The organism is Cryobacterium sp. 10I5 (assembly GCF_035019865.1).
Classification (GTDB): Bacteria; Actinomycetota; Actinomycetes; order Actinomycetales; family Microbacteriaceae; genus Cryobacterium; species Cryobacterium breve_A.
Map to the genome: position 1 here is coordinate 21664 of NZ_JASJVI010000006.1, position 23413 is coordinate 45076.

Annotated in this window: 22 protein-coding genes; 7 read left to right on the forward strand and 15 right to left on the reverse strand. The window is 67.6% G+C overall.

Annotation, left to right across the window (positions count from 1 at the left end; translation table 11 throughout):
* Positions 1–11: 11 nt before the first annotated feature.
* The 7 genes from QN350_RS03545 to QN350_RS03575 form a co-directional block, all read right to left on the reverse strand.
* A complete protein-coding gene (locus QN350_RS03545) occupies positions 12–263 on the reverse strand; it encodes a hypothetical protein (RefSeq protein ID WP_134450258.1) in 252 nt (83 codons plus the stop codon).
* The gene (locus QN350_RS03550; protein ID WP_322139519.1) at positions 256–3648 is read right to left on the reverse strand and encodes an ATP-binding protein; all 3393 of its coding nucleotides are present in this window, start codon (positions 3646–3648) and stop codon (positions 256–258) included. Before QN350_RS03550 ends, QN350_RS03545 begins: the two co-directional genes overlap by 8 nt.
* Positions 3645–4397, reverse strand: coding sequence for a DUF4194 domain-containing protein (locus QN350_RS03555; RefSeq protein ID WP_281534591.1), 753 nt, complete (start codon positions 4395–4397; stop codon positions 3645–3647). Before QN350_RS03555 ends, QN350_RS03550 begins: the two co-directional genes overlap by 4 nt.
* Positions 4390–5892 carry a DUF3375 domain-containing protein gene (locus QN350_RS03560; RefSeq protein WP_322139518.1) on the reverse strand — a complete coding sequence of 501 codons (1503 nt, stop codon included), beginning with the start codon at positions 5890–5892 and terminating at the stop codon, positions 4390–4392. Before QN350_RS03560 ends, QN350_RS03555 begins: the two co-directional genes overlap by 8 nt.
* Before the next feature lie 127 nt (positions 5893–6019).
* Positions 6020–7315, reverse strand: coding sequence for an MFS transporter (locus QN350_RS03565; RefSeq protein WP_416173069.1), 1296 nt, complete (start codon positions 7313–7315; stop codon positions 6020–6022).
* A 153-nt stretch (positions 7316–7468) separates the two neighbouring features.
* The gene (locus QN350_RS03570; protein WP_281534588.1) at positions 7469–7774 is read right to left on the reverse strand and encodes a hypothetical protein; all 306 of its coding nucleotides are present in this window, start codon (positions 7772–7774) and stop codon (positions 7469–7471) included.
* 210 nt (positions 7775–7984) lie between these two features.
* Entirely contained in the window at positions 7985–8983 is a 999-nt protein-coding gene (locus QN350_RS03575; protein WP_322139516.1) for an LLM class flavin-dependent oxidoreductase, read from the reverse strand.
* A gap of 60 nt (positions 8984–9043) precedes the next feature.
* On the opposite strand from QN350_RS03575, the gene QN350_RS03580 reads away from it, so the two are divergent.
* Positions 9044–9688 carry a YitT family protein gene (locus tag QN350_RS03580; RefSeq protein ID WP_281534587.1) on the forward strand — a complete coding sequence of 215 codons (645 nt, stop codon included), beginning with the start codon at positions 9044–9046 and terminating at the stop codon, positions 9686–9688.
* A 50-nt stretch (positions 9689–9738) separates the two neighbouring features.
* Here QN350_RS03580 and QN350_RS03585 read toward each other — a convergent pair whose 3' ends face one another.
* Together QN350_RS03585 and QN350_RS03590 are read right to left on the reverse strand one after the other, a co-directional pair.
* On the reverse strand, positions 9739–10362 hold the full coding sequence (locus tag QN350_RS03585; RefSeq protein WP_322139515.1) for a sugar O-acetyltransferase: 624 nt from the start codon (positions 10360–10362) through the stop codon (positions 9739–9741).
* A 72-nt stretch (positions 10363–10434) separates the two neighbouring features.
* On the reverse strand, positions 10435–12141 hold the full coding sequence (locus QN350_RS03590) for a long-chain-fatty-acid--CoA ligase (protein ID WP_322139514.1): 1707 nt from the start codon (positions 12139–12141) through the stop codon (positions 10435–10437).
* A 188-nt stretch (positions 12142–12329) separates the two neighbouring features.
* On the opposite strand from QN350_RS03590, the gene QN350_RS03595 reads away from it, so the two are divergent.
* Positions 12330–13910 carry an alkaline phosphatase PhoX gene (locus QN350_RS03595; protein ID WP_322139513.1) on the forward strand — a complete coding sequence of 527 codons (1581 nt, stop codon included), beginning with the start codon at positions 12330–12332 and terminating at the stop codon, positions 13908–13910.
* A 180-nt stretch (positions 13911–14090) separates the two neighbouring features.
* Here QN350_RS03595 and QN350_RS03600 read toward each other — a convergent pair whose 3' ends face one another.
* The 4 genes from QN350_RS03600 to QN350_RS03615 are packed head-to-tail and all read right to left on the reverse strand — an operon-like array spanning position 14091 to position 17319.
* Positions 14091–14366: an SHOCT domain-containing protein gene (locus QN350_RS03600; protein WP_281534583.1), complete on the reverse strand. Its 276-nt coding sequence runs from the start codon at positions 14364–14366 to the stop codon at positions 14091–14093.
* A 14-nt stretch (positions 14367–14380) separates the two neighbouring features.
* Entirely contained in the window at positions 14381–16684 is a 2304-nt protein-coding gene (locus tag QN350_RS03605; RefSeq protein ID WP_322139512.1) for a heavy metal translocating P-type ATPase, read from the reverse strand.
* On the reverse strand, positions 16681–16926 hold the full coding sequence (locus QN350_RS03610; protein WP_281534581.1) for a heavy-metal-associated domain-containing protein: 246 nt from the start codon (positions 16924–16926) through the stop codon (positions 16681–16683). The genes QN350_RS03605 and QN350_RS03610 overlap by 4 nt, the downstream gene beginning before the upstream one ends.
* Positions 16927–16974: 48 nt before the next feature.
* Positions 16975–17319: a metal-sensitive transcriptional regulator gene (locus tag QN350_RS03615; RefSeq protein ID WP_281534580.1), complete on the reverse strand. Its 345-nt coding sequence runs from the start codon at positions 17317–17319 to the stop codon at positions 16975–16977.
* Between the two features lie 140 nt (positions 17320–17459).
* On the opposite strand from QN350_RS03615, the gene QN350_RS03620 reads away from it, so the two are divergent.
* Entirely contained in the window at positions 17460–19322 is a 1863-nt protein-coding gene (locus QN350_RS03620) for a DEAD/DEAH box helicase (protein WP_322139511.1), read from the forward strand.
* A 228-nt stretch (positions 19323–19550) separates the two neighbouring features.
* Positions 19551–20066 carry a peptide-methionine (S)-S-oxide reductase MsrA gene (gene msrA / locus QN350_RS03625; RefSeq protein ID WP_322139510.1) on the forward strand — a complete coding sequence of 172 codons (516 nt, stop codon included), beginning with the start codon at positions 19551–19553 and terminating at the stop codon, positions 20064–20066.
* A gap of 155 nt (positions 20067–20221) precedes the next feature.
* Here msrA and QN350_RS03630 read toward each other — a convergent pair whose 3' ends face one another.
* A complete protein-coding gene (locus QN350_RS03630) occupies positions 20222–20917 on the reverse strand; it encodes an NUDIX hydrolase (protein WP_416173068.1) in 696 nt (231 codons plus the stop codon).
* A 158-nt stretch (positions 20918–21075) separates the two neighbouring features.
* Between QN350_RS03630 and QN350_RS03635 the strand changes: the two genes are divergently transcribed.
* The 3 genes from QN350_RS03635 to QN350_RS03645 all read left to right on the forward strand — a co-directional run bounded on the left by QN350_RS03635 (position 21076) and on the right by QN350_RS03645 (position 22739).
* Positions 21076–22005, forward strand: a complete 930-nt coding sequence (locus QN350_RS03635) for a hypothetical protein (RefSeq protein ID WP_281534577.1) — start codon at positions 21076–21078, stop codon at positions 22003–22005.
* A gap of 2 nt (positions 22006–22007) precedes the next feature.
* Positions 22008–22370, forward strand: coding sequence for a GntR family transcriptional regulator (locus tag QN350_RS03640; RefSeq protein WP_322139508.1), 363 nt, complete (start codon positions 22008–22010; stop codon positions 22368–22370).
* A gap of 72 nt (positions 22371–22442) precedes the next feature.
* A complete protein-coding gene (locus QN350_RS03645; RefSeq protein WP_322139507.1) occupies positions 22443–22739 on the forward strand; it encodes a PGPGW domain-containing protein in 297 nt (98 codons plus the stop codon).
* 19 nt (positions 22740–22758) lie between these two features.
* Here QN350_RS03645 and QN350_RS03650 read toward each other — a convergent pair whose 3' ends face one another.
* Positions 22759–23370: a TetR/AcrR family transcriptional regulator gene (locus QN350_RS03650; RefSeq protein WP_322139506.1), complete on the reverse strand. Its 612-nt coding sequence runs from the start codon at positions 23368–23370 to the stop codon at positions 22759–22761.
* Positions 23371–23413: the final 43 nt, after the last annotated feature.

A 23413-nucleotide genomic window follows, 5' to 3' on the forward strand; every position in this document is an offset into this window, starting at 1 on the left:
GCTAAGAAGTTCTACGCGAAAAAGATCGGGTCGAACTCGCGAAGGGTGTTGCCGTTCTTGGGTGCCTCGGTCAGGAACACGTTGAAGCCATAGGGCAACGGCGCGTCGTCGTCGTCGATGAACCACAGGTCCGTGACCCGGTAGGCCACGCCGCCGGTGTAGATGCCGTCGCCGATTTCCGGGAGTGTGTCGCCGTCGGCGATCTCGAGGAATTCCTTGTTCGGCAAGACGTATGTGGTCGGTACAGTCTGTTCTTCATCCATGGTTCGAGCTTACCGGGACTGGATTTGGGGACGACAGCGGGGTGATGTACGAGTAGCCGGTGCTCGTGTTCTTGGTCATTGAGAGCACGAGCTCCATGTGCGGTTCGAGGGCGGTGACCTTGTCGAGCGGCGAGCCGACGATGAGCTGGAAGCCGAGTCCCTTCCAGGCCGCGACGGCCCGGCCGGCGAACTCGGAGTCCGACTTCACGAAGCCCTCGTCGAGGAAGACCGGTGCGAACCGCGGGCGGGTGCGGCTCTCGTCGCCGAGCTGGAAACGCAGCGCCGCCCCGACGACGAACGCCACGAGTTCCTGAGACTCTCCACCGCTCTTGCCGCCGAGGGAGGAGTATGTGCTGACCTCGACGCCGTCCGGCGTCGACCGGACCGCGGTGATCTCCACGTGCTTGCGCACGTCGAGCAGGAGATCCCGCTGCGACTCGGTGCGCGTCCCGGGTTCCGGCCGACGGATCTGGGCCATGAAGTTGTGCAGCCGGGTGAACCGGGCCTCGGTTTCCTCGTCGGTGAAGTCCTCCGTCGCCCCGGACGCGAGCACCTTGAGTTCCTTGCGGAACGCGGTGGCGTCGTCGCGATGCAGGCGACGGAGGGCGATCTTCAGGCGATCACGGCCGGCCCCGAACGGCAGGGTCGCGAGGATCTCATTGATCGGCCTGAGCCGGTCCTCGATCTCCTCGATGGCGGTGTTGAACGCCGCGGTGAGGGGTACGAGGTCCTGCCCGCTCCACGCCGACAGCCGGCGCTTCCATTCCTGGCGACGCTCGTGCAGGCCGAGGGTGTACACGGCATCGAGGATGTCGCGGTAGCTCGTGTACGACTCGAGCGAGGTGCCGATGTTCGGGTCGGGCCAGCGGCCCTGGAACGTCTCGAAGATGCGGACGAGCGAATCCCGGGCGCTCGTGGCATTCTCCCTGTCGTGCGCGGACTGCTCGGTGAGGCGCTCGCGGAGCCGTCGAACGCCGCCCTCGAGTGCCGCGAGATCGCTCTGGTCTCCGACGAGGGCGAACTGTGCCGTCAGGTGCGCGAAGTGCTCCTCGGAGAGAATGGTCGCCTCGTCCCGTTCGATCCGGTCAAGCATGCCGGAGACGGCGTCCTGACGGTCGACGATCCGCGCCTGCTCGGCGGCGAGACGCTCGGCCGTCCCGTCGGCCGAATGCTTGAGCTTCTGGGCAGCCTCGAGTTCGGAGGAAAAACGTTCTTCCTCGGCTTTGAGGGAGCGGAGGATGTCGCTGCCCGCGAGGACGCGCTCCGATTCGGCTTCCTTCTCGGCGATCCGGGCCTCGGCTCCGGACACATCGATCGATAGCCAGGTGGTGTCGACGACATACTGGTGGGCGCTTCGCCTGCCGCGGAGATCGGCGATGCGCTTCCCCACGGCGGCGGCGTCACGGGAGAAGGCCTCGGCCGCACCGGTGAGCTCTGCGCGTTCGGAGACGATCTCGGCGAGGCGGCCGGTGTTCGAGAAGCCGATGATCGGCGCCTGGCCCTTGTTCCAGCCGTGTGCCCCACGCTTGCCGTTGCGCGTCTGACCGCTCGGGGTGACCCGCGGGCCGTCTCCGGCCAGGTCGGTCGGGTCGGCGACGCAGAGCGCGTCGAGGCTCGGCGCGCTGACCCGGTCCTGGACCCAGCCGCTGAAGGGCGAGTCCTGGTAGACGAGCTTGCCGGACACGAAGCGGGGATCGCCGGTGCGGGGCCGGTGCACCTGGAGCGCAACGCCCTCAAAGTGGATGCGCACCGGGATCTGAATCGGTTCGATGGCCGCACTGAGGTCGCGCAACCGTGTCTCGTCGACGAGCATGACGCGCACGACGGACGACAGGGTGACTTCGGCGGCCTGGCGCCAGGATTCCTCGCCGGAGGCGAGGTCGACGAGTTCGGCGACGAAGGGCAGCTCGTCCGCGGGGATTCCCGCTGCCTCCGCGATCATCATCCGGGCATTGTGCAGGTGCTGGGGAATCAGGTTTTCGCGGCCCGCGAGGAAGTCATGCTCCTGGCCCAGGGTCCTGAGCTGTTCCTCGACGGGGAAGGCGTTCCGTTGCAGGGTCGTGCGCTCGGCTTCGAGGTCGTGCTCGGCCGCGGAGAACCCATCGAGGAAGCGTTCCGCATCGTTCTGCGCGAGGGTGAACTCGGCCGACGAAGCGATCGGAACGGCGAGGGCGGCGGTGCGGTCGTCGAACTTCGCGCGCTCGGCGCCGATGTCGTCGCGCTGGTCCCGCAGCTGGCCGATCTCGTTCTGCAGGCTGACGAGGACGTCGCCGCCGTTGTCGCGCTGCTGGTGCTGGACCTCGGCAACGCGGGACTTCAGGTCGGTCTCGGCGTTCCTGGCCCGGGTGAGCTCGACCTGATTGTCGCGGCGACGGATGCGATTGGTGTCGGCGGCGCCCTCGAGCAGTCCCTGCTCGGTGAGGAGCTGCCAGAGCACGAACGGGGTATCACCAGTGCGATGGACCCCGAAGGTGTCGATCAGGTCCGCCTTCTCCGCCGCGGTTTCGTACTCCCGGTGCAGGTCGGGAATTCGTTCGAGGACCTTCGCCTTCTGGGCCTCGGTGAGCATCGCCCCGTAGGACCTCTCGAGGTCTTCGAAGTGATCGACGGCCTTGTCGGCCGCCGCGTAGGTGGCCGGCTCCTCAAGCACCATCGACTTATAGAGGCCGTCGACCGTCTTGACCTGCTGCCCGGCCTGGATCCGCGCGAGCAGCCGCAGCGCCTTGCCGCCCTCGCCGTTGGCGCCGATGCCGAGCCGGGTATAAAGGGTCTGGGCGAAGGCGGCGTAGGTGTCGAAGACATCCAGGTCGGGGAACCGGGTCCGGAGCGCCCGCTTGTCGAAGCGCGCCTCGGTGACATCGGCGAGGTCACGGAGGTCGAGGCGACCGTCCTGGGTGGCCATCTTCATCGTGATGTCGGCGAATTTGGTCGCGCCCCTCGGCACGAAATAGGCGCGCAGCACGGTGAACCGGCGACCGTTGTCGTCGACGAAGGTCATCGCGACCGCGCCCCAGGTCGCGTCGTGCGCGCCGCGGAGGACCTGGTCCTGCATCTCCCCGGTTCCGGCCTCACGGTTGGAGTCGGTCTTGCCCTTGAGGTAGGTCATCAGGTTGCGCTGGTCGAGGCTCCGGGCCCTGCCGGATCCCGCGTCGTTGGACGCACCGTTGAACGGGGTGTCCGAGGGCATCATCAGGGCGAGGTAGGCATCGAGGAGGCTGCTCTTGCCGGTTCCGGAGGCCCCGGAGAGCAGGGTCGCCGACGGGGCGAAGGTGATCTCGTGGTGGCCCTGGAATCCTCCCCAGTTGACCATCTGGAACAGTTCGGCGCGCCACTGCGTCGTGCCCTCTGTGGATCCGTCGATGTAGAAGAGCGGGGAATCGCTCATGAGATCGCCTCCCGTTCGGTGTCCAGCTCTTCGGGGTCAGGCTCCACCGTGGTGGGGGCATCCGCTGCGTTCTGCTCGACGAGCCACTCGTGCAGTTCGGCGAGGCGTTCGAGGGGAAGCAGGACCTCGATCACGGCCGAGATACGGAATCGGTCCGGATCGCTCGTCTTGAGCAGCACCCGCGCTTTGGCGAGGCTGTCGACGGCGGCGCTCGCCTTGCGGGCGTCGCCGTACCGGTCCGTAGAGAACTCGGGGCGGAAATGGGCGATGTTCTCAACGAGGTTGTCGCGGTCGACGAGCACGATGTCCTGGCCGTTGGCTCGTTCGCTGCGGAACCGCTGGCGCAGCAGCACAAGCAGGATCGTCTCCTCGCGCGTATAGGCGACGTCGTGCAGGAGGGTCGGGAACCGGTCGCCCGCCTCGGAGACGGCCTGCCGTTTGAACGCGACCTGGTAGTGCAGGTCGATGTGCAGGTCGAGGAACATGTCGTTGAGGCGCGATTTCAGCAGCCGCTGCGAGTCGAGCAGGGTGCGCCATTCCGCCGGCTGAAGGGCGGCGGACACGTAGCGGTGCTTCATCAGGAGCACCAGGGTACGGCGCTGTTCCACGGTGAGGCCGCCCTCGTCGCCCTCGAAGAGGGAGAAGCTTGCGGGCTCGTCGTCGATCGCCGTATCGATTCCGGCGCCGGCGTCACCGTCCAGGCCGTCGTCGTCGCGGTCGTCCTGGTCGTCTGGCCACTCGTCAGTCATGATCGGTTCCATAGTTCAGGGCGGCCAGGGCCGCCGTTTCGTCGTCATTCAGGATGATGCGGGGAACCGAGAACGTGCGCCGACTGCCGTCCGGCCGTACGGTCTCGAAGCTCTCGAGCTGGTGCGCGCGGCTGAGGGCATCGACCTGGGTCGCGATCTGCAGCATGCCGAGGATCTCGACCGGGCGCCGCAGGGCGGGTTCGAGGTCGTTGAAGGCCGCTCCGACCGATACCGTGTCGCCCGTCCCGCGGAACATCACGAGGGCGTCACGCATCCGTTCGAGCATCGGGCCGCCCTGCCGCCGCATCTCGTCGAGGCTCGGCGGTTCGGGGGCGTACTCGGACACGTCCTCGAGGTCAGGTGGTGGCCGGTGGTTCAGGGGATCGTAGAACCGTTCGCGGAGGTGTTCGACGTCGAGGACGCCGGGCATGAGCTCAGCGGTCACCGTGGAACGGGGTCCTGCGGTCTCCATCCAGACCGCGAGTTCCTTGTTGATCTCGCGCAGCAGGCGCTCGAGCTCGCGGTCCTTGACGACGTCGTGGTTCACGATGTGCTCGCGGAGAGTGGTCGTGAGGCCGTTCCGCTGGGTCAGCACGTCGTCGATGCCCTTGCGGATCAGACCGACGGTGCCCAGGAACGTTCGCCGTTCGGCCGTGGTCAAACGGGTGGCGAAGGGATGGTCGAGAATCGACTCGAGGTCGTTCTTCACGTCCTGGAGCAGCGCGTCGTCGCGCAGGAGCGTGAAGGCGCCCTCGAAGGCGCGGCCTTCCGCGGTCGCCGACATCAGGGCATCCGTCTTGGCGAGGTATTCGTCGAGAACCTCGCCGATGGGGCGTTCCTCGCCACGGAAGTCGCTCACGATCTGGCGGTGCATGGCAGCGACGGATTCCTCGACGCGTTTGAAGTCGCTTGGCAGCTGCGTGATCAGGTCGACGAGGTTCGCGTACCCCTCGTGCATCTGCTCGTCGGTCGCGGTGACGATCTCGCCGCCGTCCTGCAGGCGGTCGCGCTCGGCGGTGCGTTCGGCGATCTCCTGATCCAGCCGGAGGATGCGCGCTTCCCGGTCGGGGTTTGCCTGGGTGGCGCGGTGCCGCACGCTGTCGACGATGGTGGTGAGGCGGGATTCGCTGATCAGGGCGCGATCGCGGGAGAGGCTGTCGACGAGGAGGAGTGCTTCGAGGGCGTGCGAGGAGAGGGAGTACTGCTCCTCACCGTTCTCCCCGGTCTCTCGGTAGAGCCAGAGGTCGTTCATCCATTGCACGCACAGGGCGCGGCCGTTCTTGCCCGGTACCTCGCTGCCCACGGAGCGGAGGTCGGCGAGGTAGGCGTCGACCTGGGAGTGCAGGCGGTCGGCCTGGACGCTCCGGCGGTCACGGCTGAACGCCGACTTGAAGACGGCGAGTACGAACGGCGCCCACTTGCGATCGAGCAAGCGCAGGGTGGGTTTGTCGAAGGCCTCGCGCACGCGCGCCAGTTCACCCGCAATTTCGCTCACAGTGGCAGTTCCCTTCCCAGACCTCTTCAACCGTAACGGGCCGGAGATTCGATTCCGTCCAGTGGCCGGTCGTGCGAACCGGTGCGGAACAAGCAGAGCTCCGGCAAACGCCTGGCACGGGGCCGGCTCAGGAGCCGAGGTTCGAGCCGCCCCAGTGCTCCCCCGGCCGTCCGCGCCGGCGAAGGCGCACAGTCAGGTGCAGCTCGTTGCGGTGCGCGAGGATCAGCGCGATGACCACCGCGGCGAGCGCGGGCACGAGGCCGGACACGAGCATCCCGGTGTCCGGGCCGAAGGATTCGACGATCCAGCCCATCAGGGGTCCGCCGATCGCCTGGCCACCGAGCAGAACGAGCACCCAGACCGACATGACGCGCCCGCGCACCCGCACGTTGGACGACATCTGCACGAGCGGGTTGCCCGCGGTGAAGAAGAACTGGTTCGCGACGCCCGTGACGATGAGGGCGATACCGAACGTGATCTCGGTGGGCATCAGGCCGGAGCTCGCCTGGATCAGCGCCCAGACGCCGCCGCTGACGATGACCGTGCGCAAGCGGATGTTCGCCCGACGTGTCGAAGCGAGCGCACCCGCGACCGCGCCGACGGCGATCAGGGTGTTGAACAGTCCGTAGCCGCCGGCGCCCACCTTGTAGACGTGGTCGGCGTAAGCGGCGAGGAGCACCGGCATGTTGAGGGAGAAGACGGAGAGGAACGCGAGCATCACGATCGGCCAGAGGATGGTCGGCTTGGACACGACGTAGCGCAGGCCCTCGACGAGCTGTCCCTTCTGGCGCGGCGCCGTCGGGGTGCGGTAGAGCGCGGAGGCGTCGAGCCGGGTCAGGGCGAGGACGGTCAGCAGGCACGCTGCGGCGTTGATGCCGAAGGACCAGCCGGACCCGACCGCGACGATCAGGACACCGCTGATGGCCGGCCCGATCAGAGCGCCCAGCTGGAAGACCGTCGAGTTCACGGTGATCGCGTTGCGGAGGTAGCGCGGACCGACGATCTCGTTCACGAAGACCTGGCGGGTGGGGTTGTCGATCACGGTGACGAGTCCGACCAGGAAGGCGATCGCCCAGACCTGCCACACCTGCACGGTGTTGGTGAGGGTGAGTACCGCGAGGACCGCGCTGAGCAGGGCGGCCGCCGACTGGGTGAGCATGAGCAGCATCCGCTTCGAATAGCGGTCGACGATCACGCCGCCGAAGAGGCCGAAGGCGAGCATCGGCGCGAATTGCATCGTGACGGTCACCCCGACGGCTGCGACGCTGCCGGTCAGTTGCAGCACGAGCCAGTCCTGGGCGATACGCTGCATCCAGGTGCCGGTCATGGCCACCGCGTTGGACGCCGTGAACAAGCGGAAGTTCGGGACGCTCAGGGAGTCGAGGGTCTGGCGCCAGGGACGGGGGCCTTCGTTCACCGGAATGGGAGTGGTCGGCGGGAAAAGATCCGCGGGTGAAGTCAAGAATTGCCCTGCGTCTACCCACGATCGAAAATCGATCGGGTCTACTCCACGGTACGCTCCCCCGCGGTGCCTGCAGCACCACCAGCGGGAGCGCCCACGCCGATGGGCGGTGGATCAGGCGGGGAGCAGGCCGCTCGCGTCGACGAGGAGAGCCGCCGCCTTGTCCCAGAGCAGGGAGTGTCCGCGTTCACAGGCCTCGTCGAGCTGGGTGCCGCTGAGTGCGCGGAACAACGGCTCGTCCCGGCGGATGAAGCCGATCACCTGGTCGCGGAACCGGATCTCCTGCAGGCTGTCATCCTCACACCGTACGACGACGAGGCGGATCGTCTTGATCGCGTCGTCCCGGGAAATCAGGCGAAGGGACAGGGAGGCGACGGCTGGAGTGCGGCGGCGGGGGGTTTCTACTGCGGGGTGTGACATCAGATCTCCGGCTCTCACGACGGTCGGCCGGGGCTGCCGGTGACCCCGGGCAGCTCGTGGAACCTCTCGACTCGTGGCTGACATTAACTCCACCGCCTGCCGGAATCGGATAGTCCCCTTTTAGGAGGACCTTCCGGACCCGTCCCGAACCTTCCGCCCGTCCCGACCTTTCCTACCGTCCCGTCCGGAGGATCGACGGCGCCGGGATCGTCAGACGCTCACGCCGTTCATGGCCCCGGCGGTCAGCTCGACCGAGCGCAGCCGCGCCTCGATGTCTCGCGAGGCGTGCGCGATGATCAGTTCGTCGGCGTGGGTCGCGGCGACGAGGTCGTCGAGGAAGACCCGCACGGCTGACGGATCGCCAACGGCCGAGTAGCGCATCATCTTCGCGATCTGCTGCCCTTCCGCCGTGACGAGGAACGCGTCGATCTGCTGGTCGCTGTATTCCGGCGACGCCGGACCGCGCGTGAGCATGCCCCGCACCCGGTTCCGCCGCGTCTCCTCGAACTGCCGGACGGCATCCGCCTGGTCGTCGGCGGCGATCACGTTCACTGCGACGATCACATGCGGCTCGGCGAGCTGCGCCGAGGGCGTGAAGTCGCGCCGGTACAGGGCGATGGCCTCGTGCAGGGCATCGGGAGCGAAGTGGGAGGCGAAGGCGTACGGGAGGCCGAGCGCTGCGGCAAGACCTGCTCCGAAGAGGGAGGAACCGAGGATATAGAGCGGCACGTTCGTGCCGGCACCGGGGATCGCCTGCACCCCGGGCACGACCGACTCGCCGCGCAGATAGGCCTGCAGCTCCATCACGTCCTGGGGGAACTGGTCGGAGGCGCGGGGATCACGGCGCATCGCCCGCGCGGTGGTCTGGTCGCTGCCGGGGGCGCGGCCGAGGCCCAGGTCGATCCGCCCAGGGTAGAGCTCGGCGAGGGTGCCGAACTGTTCGGCGATGGTAAGCGGAGAGTGGTTGGGCAGCATCACGCCGCCGGAGCCGAGCCGGATGGTCGACGTCTGGCTGGCGACGTGGCCGACGAGGACGCTCGTGGCCGAGGAGGCGATCGTCGGCATGTTGTGGTGTTCGGCGTACCAGACGCGGGTGTAGCCATGCTTTTCGGCGGTTTGTGCGAGTCGCACGCTTCCCGCGAAGCTCTCCCGCACGGTCTGCCCGGGCGCGATCGGAGCGAGGTCAAGAATGGACAGGGCAACAGTCATACCGAGGACAACCACGCGGGGGTGCGAAACGTTACCCGCGCCATCGTGCAGACTTGCAGAATGCCGAAATCTCCCCGGGCCGCCGAGCCCAGAACACTCAACACGGATGTCGCGCCGCGCCATTCGGCCGTCGAGGACGTTCTCGGAATCCTCACCGGCACCCTCCTCGCGTCGTTCGGTCTGTTCCTGCTCAAGGCGAGCGCGGCGGTGACCGGCGGCACGGCCGGACTCGCGCTCCTGCTGAGCTACGCGGCTCCGATACCGTTCGGGGTGTTCTTCTTCGCGATCAACGTGCCGTTCTTCGCCCTCGCTCTCTGGAAAAAGGGCTGGAACTTCACGCTCCGCACCGTCGTCGCGGTCGCGCTCGTCTCGGCGTTCTCCTCCCTGCACCCGTATGCCCTCGGGATCGAGCACCTCAATCCGGTCTACGGCGTGTTGTTCGGCAACCTCGTGATCGGTGTCGGACTCATCGTGTTGTTCCGCCACAAGGCCAGCCTGGGTGGGTTCAACATCCTCGCCCTGCTCCTGCAGGAGCGCCTCGGCTGGCGTGCCGGGTACGTGCAGATGGTGTTCGATGTGACCGTCGTCGTCGCCGCGATCACGGTCGTCTCGCCCGTGAACGTCGCCCTCTCGGCCGCGGGCGCGATCGTGCTCAACCTGGTGCTCGCGCTCAACCACCGGCCGGGACGCTACCTCGGCACCTGAGCCGCGACATCCGCTGCGCGCAGCCGGGCCCTTCTCGGCAGAGTGCCGATCTACTCGGCTGCGCTCTGCTCCCGCTCCGGCTCGCCGATCGTGCGCACGACCCTGGCCGGGTTGCCGACGGCGATGACCCCGGCCGGCACGTCCTTGGTGACGACGGACCCGGCGCCGATCACGCTGCCGTCGCCGATCGTGACCCCGGGGCACACGACGACGTTGCCGCCGAGCCAGACGTCGTTGCCGATGTGGATCGGCAGCACCCGCTCGTAGCCTGCACGCCGCTCGTCGACGTCGAGAGCGTGGATCGGTGTGTAGAGGCGGGCGCTCGGACCGATCAGCACGTTGTTGCCGATCGTGATCTCACCGCCGCCCAGGGTGAGGAAGTCCCCGTTGATGAAGGTGTCCCTGCCGATGTGCAGGCGGGAGCCGTAGTCGAGGTACATCGGCGGCCGGAAGTCGAGGTTCTCCCCCGCTGTGCCGAGCATGCCCGTCAGCAAAGCGGATGCGGCATCCCTGTCCTCGTCGTAGAGGGCGGTGATGCGGCGGCAGGTGCGCTGGGTGCTGTTCGTCATTTCGGCGAGTTCGGGGCCGGACCGGTAGCGGTACCAGTCCCCTGCGACCATCTTGTCGAATTCGGAGCGGTCGGGATCAGGGGTCGGTCGTTCGGTGAGGTCCACGCGATCAATCCTAAACCGCGCGGCCCGCTTTTGTTCTCGAAAACAACAAACCGGTGTCGGGCACGGCTTGCCTCAGAGCAGGGGCAGCACGTGTTCGCGCACCTGCCTGCGCAGGATCTTGCCGAGCATCGAGCGCGGCATGTCGTCGATCTGCACAATGCGGCGCGGGATCTTGTATGCGGCGAGCAGTTCGCGGCAGTGCGCGCGCAGGGCCTCCTGGTCGAGGGTCGCGCCAGGCTCGAGCTCGACCGCTGCGATGACCATTTCCCCACCGCGCTCGAGCGGCTTGCCGAAGACCGCGGCGTCCTTGATCGAGGGGTGCAGGCGCAGGGCCGTCTCGACCTCGGTCGGTGAGACGTTGAACCCGCCGGTGATGACGAGTTCCTTGGCCCGGTCGACGATCGTCGTGAAGCCGTCTTCGTCCACGGTGACGATGTCGCCGGTGCGGAGCCAGCCTCCCGGTAAGAGCGCCTTCTTGGTTTCCTCGGGGTTGTTCCAGTAGCCCTGGAAGACCTGCGGGCCCTTGAGTAGCAGCTCCCCCGGCTGCCCCTGGGCCACTTCGATGCTCGGGTCGTCAAGGTCGACGACCTTCATCAGTGTCGAGGGGAACGGCACCCCGATCGTGCCGGGTCGGCGAGTGGAGTAGAACGGGTTGCCTAGGGCCACCGGGGAGGATTCGGTCATCCCGTAGCCCTCGACGAGGAGCCCGCCCGAGACCGATTCCCAGAGTTCGACGACGTGCGAGGGCAGGTTCATCGCGCCGGAGATGCAGTATTTGCAGGACCGCAGCGAGATGCCCCGTTCCTGCGCGGCCCGGGCCGTGCGCTCGTAGATCGGCGGAACGGCGCAGTAGACGGTGGCGGGCGACTTCTTCATTGCGGCGAGGATCAGCCCGGGCTCGAACTTCGGGAACAGCACGAGCAGCGCCTGCTTGCGGATGCCGTATGTCAGGTAGAGCGTCATGCCGAAAGCGTGGAACATCGGCAGGATCGCGTAGAAGATCTCCTTGCGGTACTCGGCGCCGTGCATCCACGCCTCACCCTGGAGCGCGTTCGAATACAGGTTGAAGTGGGTGAGCATCGCACCCTTGGGGCGGCCCGTGGTACCGGAGGTGTACTGGATCGCGGCGAGGTCGTTGACCGACGGATGCGGGTGCTCCGGATCGATGCGACCGTGCGTGAGCAGGTCCTTCCAGGCGATGGTGCCGGGCGCTGAACCGGTGAGGGCCTCGCGGGACTCGCGCAGACTTTTGACCGGCAGGTACAGGGCCAGGCGCTTGATCGTCGGGAACGCCATCAGCAGGTTGACCGAGACGATGTGGTCGATCTCGATGTCGGCAGGGAAGGCGCGGATCGCCGCGACCGTCTTGTCCCAGGCGATCACGATGCGGGCCTGGTGGTCCTCGAACTGGTGACGGAGTTCCCGCGACGTGTAGAGCGGGTTGTGCTCGACCACGACCGCGCCGAGGCGGAGCACCGCGTAGAACGCGACGACGTGCTGCGGGCAGTTCGGCAGCAGGAGCGCAACTCGGTCTCCGGCTCGGACGCCGAGGTGACGGAGGCCCTCCGCCGCGCGGTCGATCTGCTCACCGAGCTCGGTGTAGGTCGTCCTCCGTCCGAAGAATTCGAGGGCGGGGTGGCTGCCTGCCTCGGCGACGGACCGTTCGAGCATGGCGACGAGCGACTCCGTGGGCAGCTCGATCGTCGCGGGAACGCCCGGCTGATAGTTCTTCACCCACGATGGTGCGTCCTCGTGCGGGTGCTGCTCAGTGTTCTCCATGTTTCCATCCTCTCGCGAACCCCCTCCGCCGCCCGCTGGCGCACCGGGAGTCGGGACACCCGACCCATGATCACCGGGTTCGAGCCCCAAAGATCCGGAGACTATTCACCCGTGCGTAACGCGTTGGTCGCTTACGGCAACTTGTCTGGAGTGCAGGCCGGGCACACGCCCGGATAGAGGAGGACACGATGAAGCACTCGAAATTCGGCATCACAGCGTTCGTAGGCACAGGTCTTTGCCTGGTCGCACTCACCGCCGCCACGATTCCCGCGGCCGCGACGCCCGACGGCAGCGCCGGCGGCATCGCCGCGAACTCACCCTTCGGCATCCAGAACAACGTTCTCGCCGCCGGCCTCGAACAGAGCCCCGTGGCATACGGCCAGCTGCCACTCGCCAACCCGCACGGCGGAATCACACACTACGGCTACAACACGTCCACTGGCGGCCCACTCACCCAGGACCCGAAGGAGGCGTTCAAGACCGAGCCGGACAAGAACGTCTACCTGGTCTTCGGCGGGGTCCACTACCTGTTCCAGGGGCACGAGGGCGGCCCCCAGGGCTACGTCACTCGGATCAACCTCGACGAGAAGGACCTCACCAAGCGTGTCACCCTCGTGTCGGATACCCGTTCCGACGGTGGCGCGGTCCCGACTTTTGATGGCATCACGTGGGACCCGTTCACCCACCAGCTCCTGCTGACCGCCGAGGCGGCGGCGCCCAAGGGCGGCGTCTTCGGTATCACCCTCGACGACAACGGCAACTCGGTCGATGGCACGATCAGTCCGCTTGCGGCGCTCGGTTCCGGCGGCTACGAGGGAATCCAGAACGACGCGGCCGGCAACGTCTGGCTCGTCGAGGACATCGGCGGAGCGAAGGCATCCGGTGGCAAGGTGCCCAACAGTTACGTCTACCGTTTCACGCCGGCCAAGCCGGGCGATCTGTCGCGCGGGACACTCCAGGCGCTCCAGGTGAATCGTAAGGACGGTACGGCGGTCACCGCGAGCCAGTTGTCCGCCAACCCGGCCGACCAGTTTGAAACCGACCTGCACACCTACGGCTCGTCATTCGCCACGAAGTGGGTCACCGTCTCGCTCGGCGCCGGCAATGCAGCAACGGCGGGGGCCGCGACCGCGGGTGCGACACCGTTCAAACGGCCCGAGAACGGGGTCTTCCGCCCGGGCAGCCAGTTCGGCGAGTTCTACTTCACCGAGACCGGGGACACCGACAAGACCAGCACACTTCCCGGTGCGTTCGGCGGAGTGTTCCGGCTGAGCCAGTCGTCGCCGACCGCTCAGTCGGGCACGCTCTCCCCAGTGTTCCTCGGCGACCTCGAGCACACCGGCCTCGACAACATTGCATTCGCAGGCAAAGACAAGCTTCTTGTTGTCGAGGATGCGGGCGACACTCTCCACGCACAGCGCGACGCGCTCGACTCCGGCTACCTGTTCGACCTGGGGAAGAAGACCTCCACGGGTCCTTCTCCGGTGCGCTGGCTCGCGGAGGGTCGCGACGCGTCCGCGACGTACGACCACAACACGAGCCCCGGCTACAACGACGGGGACAACGAGATCACGGGGATCCACGTGTCTGACGGCGACACGAGCGCAGCCGGAATCCTCGGGGCGAAAACACCGAAAATGCTCGCCGGAGACTGGCGGACGTTCTGGACCCAGCAGCACGGCGACAACGTGACGTGGGAATTGCACAGCGCGGCATCCGCGGATTCGCACGGTGACGGGCGACACGACGGCATGAACGACCACGAGTGACTGACGCGGGGGGGGGGGGGGCCCCCCCCCCCCCCCCCCCCCCCCCCCCCCGCAACTCCCTGCGGGAACCTGGTGGGGGCTGAATCCAGGCGCGCCACCAGTCCACCGGCCAGGAGCAGCACGACCCCGCCCGGGGGTGCGCAGAGCGCCGCGCTTGCGTCCTCCGCACTTCCGGATGAACTACTCGCCGAGCACCTGGACGCGGTGCCGGTACTCCTCGGCGTCGAGTTCGCCGCGCGCGAAGCGTTCGTCCAGCAGGAGGCGTGCCGCACTGCGTCCGGTCGAGACCGGCCCGGAAGGAACGTTGCCCTGCGGCCCTTCCGCACGGCTCCCGCTCCCGTTGCTGAAGACCCGGATGGTCACGATGGTGAGCAGGACCACGCCCAGGACCAGGACCAGCCCGACCGGCCAGACCCACCACATGAATCCCATGCCGTACCCGTTGCCCCACATCATGCTGTTCTCCTTCGTTATACCGTCACGCTACTCGCCATACCCGTGGGGGTACGAGGGGCGGCGGCCGGCAGGGTCAGTCCGCGGAAGCCGCGGAGGCGGAGGCTGTTGCTCACCACGAAGACCGATGACAGCGCCATTGCGGCGCCGGCGATCAGGGGGTTGAGCAGGCCGAGCATGGCGAGCGGGATCGCGGCGACGTTGTAGGCGAAGGCCCAGAACAGGTTCGCCTTGATCGTGGCGAGCGTGCGCCGGGACAGCCGGATGGCATCCGCTGCCGCGACGAGGTCGCTCCGAATCAGGGTGAGGTCACTCGCCTCGATCGCGACGTCGGTGCCGGTGCCCATGGCGATGCCGAGGTCGGCGGTGGCGAGCGCGACGGCGTCGTTCACGCCATCGCCGACCATGGCAACGACCCGTCCCTCGGCTTGCAGGGCGCGGATGACCTCGGCCTTTTCGGCGGGGAGCACGCCGGCGCGCACGTCGTCGATGCCGACGAGCGTTCCGACGTTCCGGGCGACGGTGTCGTTGTCCCCGGTCAGGAGCACCGGGGTGAGGCCGAGACGGCGGAATTCGGCGATCGCGGCGGCGCTCGTGTCCTTGACGGTGTCGGCGACGGTGAGGATGCCGCGGGCCGTTCCGTCCCAGGCCACGGCGACCGGGGTCTCACCCCTGTTCTCGCCAGCGGCGAGCGCTGCCTCGAGGTCGGGCGGGAAGACGATGCCCCACTGCTCGGTGAGCCAGCGCGGCCGGCCGACCGCGACGAGGCGGCCGTCGACGACGGCCTGCACGCCGAGGCCGTCCGCGGAGGCGAACGATTCGGCGGCCGGGAGCGTACCGACCCGTTCCTTCGCTCCGGCAACGATGGACTTCGCGATCGGATGCTCGGACCCGGCCTCTGCGGCCCCGGCGAACCGGAGCAGTTCGGTGGCCTCGAGCCCCGAGACGGGGACGGCCTGGACCAGGGACATCCGCCCGGTGGTCACGGTGCCGGTCTTGTCGAGCACGATGGTGTCGACGCGCCGGGTGGATTCCAGCACCTGCGGGCCCTTGATCAGGATGCCGAGCTGCGCACCGCGGCCGGTGCCGACCAGCAGCGCCGTCGGCGTGGCCAGCCCGAGCGCACAGGGGCAGGCGATGATGAGTGTCGCGACGGCTGCGGTGAAGGCGACGACGGGGGTTGCGCCGACGAGCAGCCAGACCACGAGGGTCGCGAGGGAGAGGCCGAGAACGATCGGAACGAACACCCCGGAGACCCGGTCGGCGAGGCGCTGCACGTCGGCCTTGCCGGTCTGCGCCCGCTCGACGAGGCGCCCGAGCTGGGCGAGTTCGGTGTCTGCGCCGATCCGGGTGGCCCGGACCACGAGCCGTCCGCCCGAGTTGAGGGTCGCCCCGACGACGACGGCGCCAGGACCGACCTCGACCGGTACGGCTTCGCCGGTGAGCATGCTCGCGTCGATCGCGGACACGCCCTCGACCACGATGCCATCCGTGGAGATCTTCTCGCCGGGGCGCACGACGAACTGGTCGCCGACGACGAGGGATGCTGTAGGCACGATGACCTCGACGCCGTCACGGAGCACGGAGGTCTCCTTGGCGCCCAGTTCGAGGAGGGCGGTGAGCGCCGCCCCGGACTGCTTCTTCGCGCGCGCCTCGAAGTACCGGCCTGCGAGGAGGAAGACCGTGACCGCGGATGCGACCTCGAGGTAGATCTCGTTCGCTCCCCCGCCGGTCTGGGCGGTGAGGCTGAAGGTCATTCGCATGCCGGGCATGCCCGCCGTGCCGAAGAAAAGCGCGTAGAGCGACCAGCCGAGTGAGGCGATGATGCCCATGCTGATCAGGGTGTCCATCGTCGTCGCGCCGTGCCGGAGATTCATCCACATGGCACGATGGAAGGGCCAGGCTCCCCAGACGGCGACGGGTGCCGCGAGGGTCAGGGCGAGCCACTGCCAGTTGGTGAACTGCAGGGCAGGAATCATCGACATGGCGGCGACGGGGATCGCGAGCGCCGTCGACACGAGGAGGCGGTGACGCAGGCTCGCCACCTCGACCTCCTGCGCTGTGGGAGCGGCTGCGCTGCCAGGGGTCTCAGCGGTCGGCTCCGGCGGGCGCGGGCGCTCGGCGGTGTAGCCGGTGTCCTCGATCACGGCGATGGCCTGGTCGACGGTGGTGCCCTCGGGCAGGGAGACGCTCGCCTTTTCGGTGGCGTAGTTGACGGATGCCTCGACTCCCGGCATCCGGTTGAGCTTCTTTTCGATCCGGGTCGCGCAGGAGGCACACGTCATCCCGCCCACGAGTAGGTCGACGCGTTCGGTAGTCATCGTGACTCAGCGACCAGTTCGTAGCCCGCTTCGTCGACGGCGGCTGCGACGGCAGCGCGGTCGAGCGGGGCGCCGGTCACCGTCAGGACGGACGTGCCGCCCGGAACGAGAGTGATCGCGACGTTATCGGGGCCGGCGAGCTTGCCGACCTCCTGCGTCACGGCCGCGACACAGTGCGCGCAGGTCATCCCCGTCACCTGGTATTCGCTGAGGCCGAGGTTGTTTTCCGTCTGTCCGATCATGGAATGCACTTCTTTCTGGTTCCTTGTAGTGAATGGGTGAGCCGTGGCTCAAGACCGCACGAGCCGCGCGATGGCGTCGAAGGCCTCTTTGACCTTGGCGTCGGCCTCGTCGCCGCCCTTGACGGCGGCCTCGACCACGCAGTGGCTGAGGTGGTCATTGAGCAGGCCGAGAGCGACCGCTTGCAGGGCGCTCGTCATCGCCGACACCTGGGTGAGGATGTCGATGCAGTACTTGTCGTCTGCGACCATGCCCTGCAGCCCGCGGGCCTGGCCCTCGATCCGGCGGAGCCGTTTCAGGTAGGCGTCCTTGTTCGACATGTAGCCGTGCGGCCCGCTGTGCGGGTCAGCACTCACCTCGGTCGAACTGACGCCCGTTGCACTGACATCCGTCATCGCACTGTCCTCCTCGTCGGATCCTGATACCCCCCTATGGTACACCCGATACCCCCCCATGGTACGTTTTGCGCCTGATTCGCCCCGATCACCCGGTCGCCCAATAGGGGGGTGAGCTTCGACCGACTACCTTTGATAACATGACGCCTCCTGATACAACAGCGCCGAGCGAGGCAGCAACTGCCCTCGTCGCGAAGACCTTCTCCGAGCTCGGCCTGACCGATGCCGTGCTCAAAGCCCTGAAGGACGTCGGGTACGAAACTCCCTCGGCCATCCAGGCCGCGACCATTCCCCCCCTGCTCGCCGGCCGCGACGTCGTCGGCCTCGCCCAGACCGGCACCGGAAAGACGGCCGCGTTCGCGCTGCCGATCCTCTCGCGCCTCGACATGGCGCAGAAGAACCCGCAGGCCCTCGTCCTCTCCCCCACCCGCGAGCTCGCACTCCAGGTCTGCGAGGCCTTCGAAAGCTACGCCTCGCACATGCGCGGCGTGCACGTCCTCCCCGTCTACGGCGGACAGGGCTATGGCGTCCAGCTCTCCGCGCTCCGTCGCGGAGTCCACGTCGTCGTCGGTACTCCCGGTCGCATCATGGACCACCTCGCCAAGGGAACCCTCGACCTGTCCGAACTGAAGTACCTCGTGCTCGACGAGGCCGACGAGATGCTCAAGATGGGCTTCGCCGAGGACGTCGAGACGATCCTCGCCGACACCCCGGAAGACAAGCAGGTCGCGCTGTTCTCGGCGACCATGCCCGCGTCCATCCGGCGCATCGCCAAGAAGTACCTGCACGACGCCGAAGAGATCACGGTCAAGACCAAGACCACGACCTCGGCGAACACTACCCAGCGCTACCTGATGGTCTCCTACCCCCAGAAGGTCGACGCGCTCACCCGCATCCTCGAGGTGGAGAACTTCGAGGGCATGATCGTCTTCACCCGCACCAAGAACGAGACGGAGACCCTCGCCGAGAAGCTGCGCGCGCGCGGGTACTCGGCGAGCGCCATCAACGGTGACGTCGTGCAGGCCCAGCGTGAACGCACGGTCGAGCAGCTGAAGTCGGGCAAGCTCGACATCCTCGTCGCAACGGATGTCGCCGCTCGCGGTCTCGACGTCGAGCGCATCAGCCACGTCATCAACTACGACATCCCGATCGACACCGAGTCGTACGTGCACCGTATCGGCCGCACCGGCCGCGCCGGGCGCAGTGGCGCGGCGATCAGCTTCGTCACGCCCCGCGAGCGTCATCTTCTCAACGCCATCGAGAAGGCCACCCGCCAGCCGCTCACCCAGATGCAGCTGCCGAGCGTCGAAGACGTCAACATCACCCGCCTGGCGCGTTTCGACGAAGCGATCACCGAGGCGCTGGGCCAGACCGCCCGCGTCGACCGGTTCCGCGACATCATCGCGCACTACGTCGAGCAATACGACGTGCCGGAGGCTGACGTCGCCGCGGCCCTCGCTGTCGTTGCCCAGGGCGAGACCCCGCTGCTCCTTTCCGAGCAGGACGCCCGCAACCAGCGTCGCGACGAACGCGAGCGCAACGAACGCGAACGCTCCGAGCGCAGTGACTCGGGCAACTACGCGCCGCGCAACGATCGCAACAGCCGCGACAGCCGTGGCGGACGCGACGACCGTGGTGGACGCGACGACCGCTGGGACCGCGACGACCGCCCCCGCAAGAGCGAGCGCCCCGAACCGCGCCCCCGCGACAGCACCATCCCGCTGGTCTCCTACCGGATCGAGGTCGGCAAGCGCCAAAAGGTCGAGCCGCGCCAGATCGTCGGCGCGATCGCGAACGAGGGCGGCCTGAGCCGTGAGGACTTCGGGCACATCCAGATCAACCCGGACTACTCGCTCGTCGAGCTGCCCGAGAATCTGTCTCAGGATGTCCTCGACCGTCTCGTGGGCACCCGGATCAGCGGCAAGCTCATCGAGATCCAGCCGGACAACAGCGGCCCGGTCCGCCGCGAGGACCGCGCGCCGCGCCACCCCCGCCGCGACTAGCCCCTTTCCCCGAACGAATTCGACGGAGTTTTTGGGATTTGTGCACCTCAGCGCGCTTTTGAAGCGCTTTCCGGGCAAAATCTCCGTCGAATTGGTTCGGGGCGAGCGCGCTCGGAGACCACCGGAACGACGATGGAACATCTGCGACACCAGCGGTGTTCTATCCACTGATCAGTGGGCGACGTGAGAACGCCGCCCACTGTCACCCCAAACGTAAGTGGAGGAATCATGACTACAGAACGAGCGATCCTCGCCGGAGGATGTTTCTGGGGAGCGCAGCAGCTGCTGCGCCGTCGCCCCGGCATCATTTCTTCGCGGGTCGGCTACTCGGGCGGCGACACCCCGAACGCGACGTACCGTAACCACGGCGACCACGCCGAATCCGTCGAGATCGTCTTCGATCCCGCGATGATCAGCTACCGCGAGCTACTGGAGTTCTTCTTCCAGATCCACGACCCGTCGACGAAGAACCGGCAGGGCAACGACGTCGGTCGCAGCTACCGTTCGGCCATCTACTACACGACCCCTGAGCAGGAACGGGTCGCCCGCGACACGATCGCGGACGTCGACGCCTCCGGTCTCTGGCCCGGCAAGGTCGTCACCGAGGTCGAGCCGGCCGGTGATTTCTGGGAGGCTGAGGACGAGCACCAGGACTACCTGGAGAAGTACCCGGCCGGGTACACCTGCCACTATGTCCGGCCGGGCTGGCGCCTGCCCGCCCGCACGGAGACATCCGCCGTCTAACGCCTGCGTCGGATAGGGCGTGGCGTTGCCCCGGTGATCTGATCGCCGGGGCAACCCTCGCCTGCGCCGCGATGGCCGGTGCTACGAGCGCCGGAGACGCCCACTGTCCCGCCTCGGTCACGGTCTCGGACGGGTGACGGCACTCTGGCCAGGGGTCAAAGGTCAGGACGCACGGTCCTCGACGCATCCCAGGACTCGGCCCAGCCGAGCTCGTCGAACATCCGTGAGAGAACGATTGCGGTGAACCCCCAGATGAGGCGGCCGTCGACCGTGAAGGCCGGCGACCGATACGTGGCTCCCCCGAAGGAGTGGGCCGTGCTCACGCGATTAGCGGGGTCGAGCAGGTCTGCGACCGGCACCCGGAAGACGTCAACCGTCTCCAGGTGATCGACCGCTGCCACCTTCGACTCACGCGTCCACCAGGCCGGCACCGGGGTCACGAGGTGGTTGCTCACCGGCACGGGCAGTGCCGGCAGGGTGCCGAGCGGCTCGAGACCTTCCGGGTCGAGGCCGGTCTCCTCGACGGCCTCTCGCAGCGCGGCCGCAATCGGGCCGGCGTCGGAGGCTTCGAGCCGTCCGCCCGGGAAGGCGATCTGCCCCGGGTGGCTCCCGAGCGTTGCAGCACGACGCAGCAGCAAGACGTCGAGGTCGCGTGGGACCTGCTCCCGAGCGCGTCCGATCCTCGAAGATTGTGCCGGCGAAGAGTCGAGCACCCCGAAGAGGACCAGCACCGCAGCGTGCCTGGCCTGCGTCGAATCCGGCAGGGCGCGGGTCACTCCGGTGTGCCAGTCCAGTCCCCGCTCACACAGCGCCGCGAGCTGACGTCGTGGGTCATCCGTCGTGGGTAACATCATGCCAGCCTACAAAGCAAGCTCGCCCGTGACGTGCCAGCTCTCTCTGTGAACGGGTGCGCCAACGTCGATCGAAGATCCGCCGCCCCCGCATCTGCGCCGCGCCCATCCGGCTTTGTACTGCTACATTGATGGGACGCACGATCAACGGGGGCCGCATGTCATTCGAGTTCGTCTTTGTCTGGATCATCCTCGGAGCGATTGCGCTCCTGGACATCGGCTTACTGCTCTATGCCCAGACCGAACGGTCCCGGGATCGCGTCTTCCTCCAGTTCTGGCAGAAAGCCGGCCTCCCGGTGCAGAGCGATGACATCGCACGCGCCATTCGCACACGGCTCCGGGCCAGGAGCACCGCGGCACTCGTCGGCGCCCTCGTCGGACTGCTGGGGTCTGCCGCCGTCCTCGTGCTCCAGCCGTCCCTGGCCTCGTCCACTTTCATCTGGCTCGTCGTCCTCCCCGCCACCCTGATCGGCTTCTCTGCCGTGGACGTCGCCGTCGCGTTGCGCGAATCGCTCTTCCGTCCGCCCGTGGACGCCCCTCGTCTGGCGAGGCCGACGATTGTCACGCTGAGCGACTATGTGAGTCCCTGGCGGCTGCGTGCCGCTCCACTCCTGGTTCTCCTGGCGTTCCTACTCACAATCGCGGGCATCCTGCTCGGGCTCGCCGGCACCGTCGACCTCGGCGCGTTCCTGGGCAGCCCCGCTCTTCCCGTGCTCGCCCTCGCATCTGCCGTGCTCATCGCGGGCATCGCGGCGAGCCGCAAAGTGCTGATGCACACCCAACCCGCAACCACCGAGCTCGAACTCGCCTGGGACGACGCGTTCCGCGGGGAAACCTTACGTTCGCTCCTCCTGTTCGAGACCATCATCGCGTGGCTTGCCGTCGGCGCAGTCAGCCTCGGCATCCTGAACGGCTGGGATGCACTTCGAGGAACGACGTGGAGTATCGGCCTCGGGCCACAGATCTTCAACTGGGGCTACCTGGCGATCCTGCTCTGGTTCGGCATCGGCAGCGCAACGGGCCGTTTCCGGCGTCGACTCTGGCCCGATCTCACCGCATCGCCGGCCGACCCCGCGGCAGCAGGCTGAGCATGCTCGTCATCGACCCCCGCTCGGCGATCCCGCCGTTCGAACAGGTGCGCGCCCAGATCGTGGAACTCGTGCGCACCGGCGGCCTGCAAGCGGATGCCCGCCTCCCGACCGTGCGGAAGCTCGCGGCCGACCTCGGCATCGCCCCCAATACCGTGGCGAGGACCTATCGCGAACTCGAACGCGCCGGAGTGGTGATCACCCGTGGGCGCCACGGCACGTTCATTGCGGCCGATACCCACTCCGACCGGCAGCGGGTCGAGAACGTGGCATCCGCTTTCGCCAGGGAAGCGCGGGCCGCACGACTCAGCGACGACGACGCGATCGAGCTCGTGAAGAGGGCACTCAACTCCGACCGGGCCTAATACACACCGCACACATACGGCACCGGCTCCCACCCCTCCCGACAGCCCAGCCGGGTCGGCTACACTCGGCGCATGCCGGTCAGAACCGTAGCCCGCTCCGCCCGCGACCTCATCGGCCGCAATCGCACCGTCGACCGCGTCTACCGCACCTCCGTCGGCGTCATCGGCGGGGGAACCGTCGTGCTCGGCATCGTGCTCATCCCTCTCCCCGGGCCCGGTGCGCTCATCAGCCTCGGCGGCCTCGCCCTGCTCGGCACCGAATTCGAGGGCGCGAAGAAGGTCAGCCACACGGCGAACGACCTCGCCAGGCGGGGTGCTGCCAAGGTCTCCCAGCTGCGTCAGGACCGCAGGGACGCTCGCCAGCACTGACCGGGGTCCGCGACGAACGTCAGTCGAGAGCGATCGCGTTCTGAGGGTCGACGGATGCCGTGATCGCCGTCACGCTCCGTTCCAGAAACAGGACGATGTCCTCTGAGGGCATCTCCGTGTTCAGCGCGAGGTCGACGAGGATGTCCTCGGCGAACCCGACCCAGGAACGCAGGGCGAGACGAAGCAACTCGGAGTCATCGACTCCGAGTTCCAGGAAGACAGAGATCACGCGATCCGCCTGGGATGCCCGTGCTTCTTCCAGCACCTCGCGCACCTCGGTGTCCCCGCTCGCGACACCGCGCACGAGCGAGAAGAATGTCCCGCGGTAGTCGCGCACGAAGCGAACGATCCGGGTCAGGGTGTCGCGGAGCCGCTCGAGGGGCGGCAGTTCCGGGGCAGGCTCGGTCGCGTTCAGCATGGCGTCGCGCGCCGTGCGCACCACTTCGCGGTGCAGGCCCTTCTTCGATGTGAAGTAGTGAAACAACAGCCCGCGGGACACGCCGGCACGCGCGGAGAGGTAGTCGATGGTGAGGGCCTCCAGCGGCTGGTCCGCGAGGGATTTCACTCCGAGCGCGACCAGTTGGGCCCGGCGCTCATCCGGAGTCAGCCGCGTGCGCCGCTCCGGTTCCATGGTCCGAGCATATCCGCGTTCCGCGGCGGACGGTCCTCAGCGC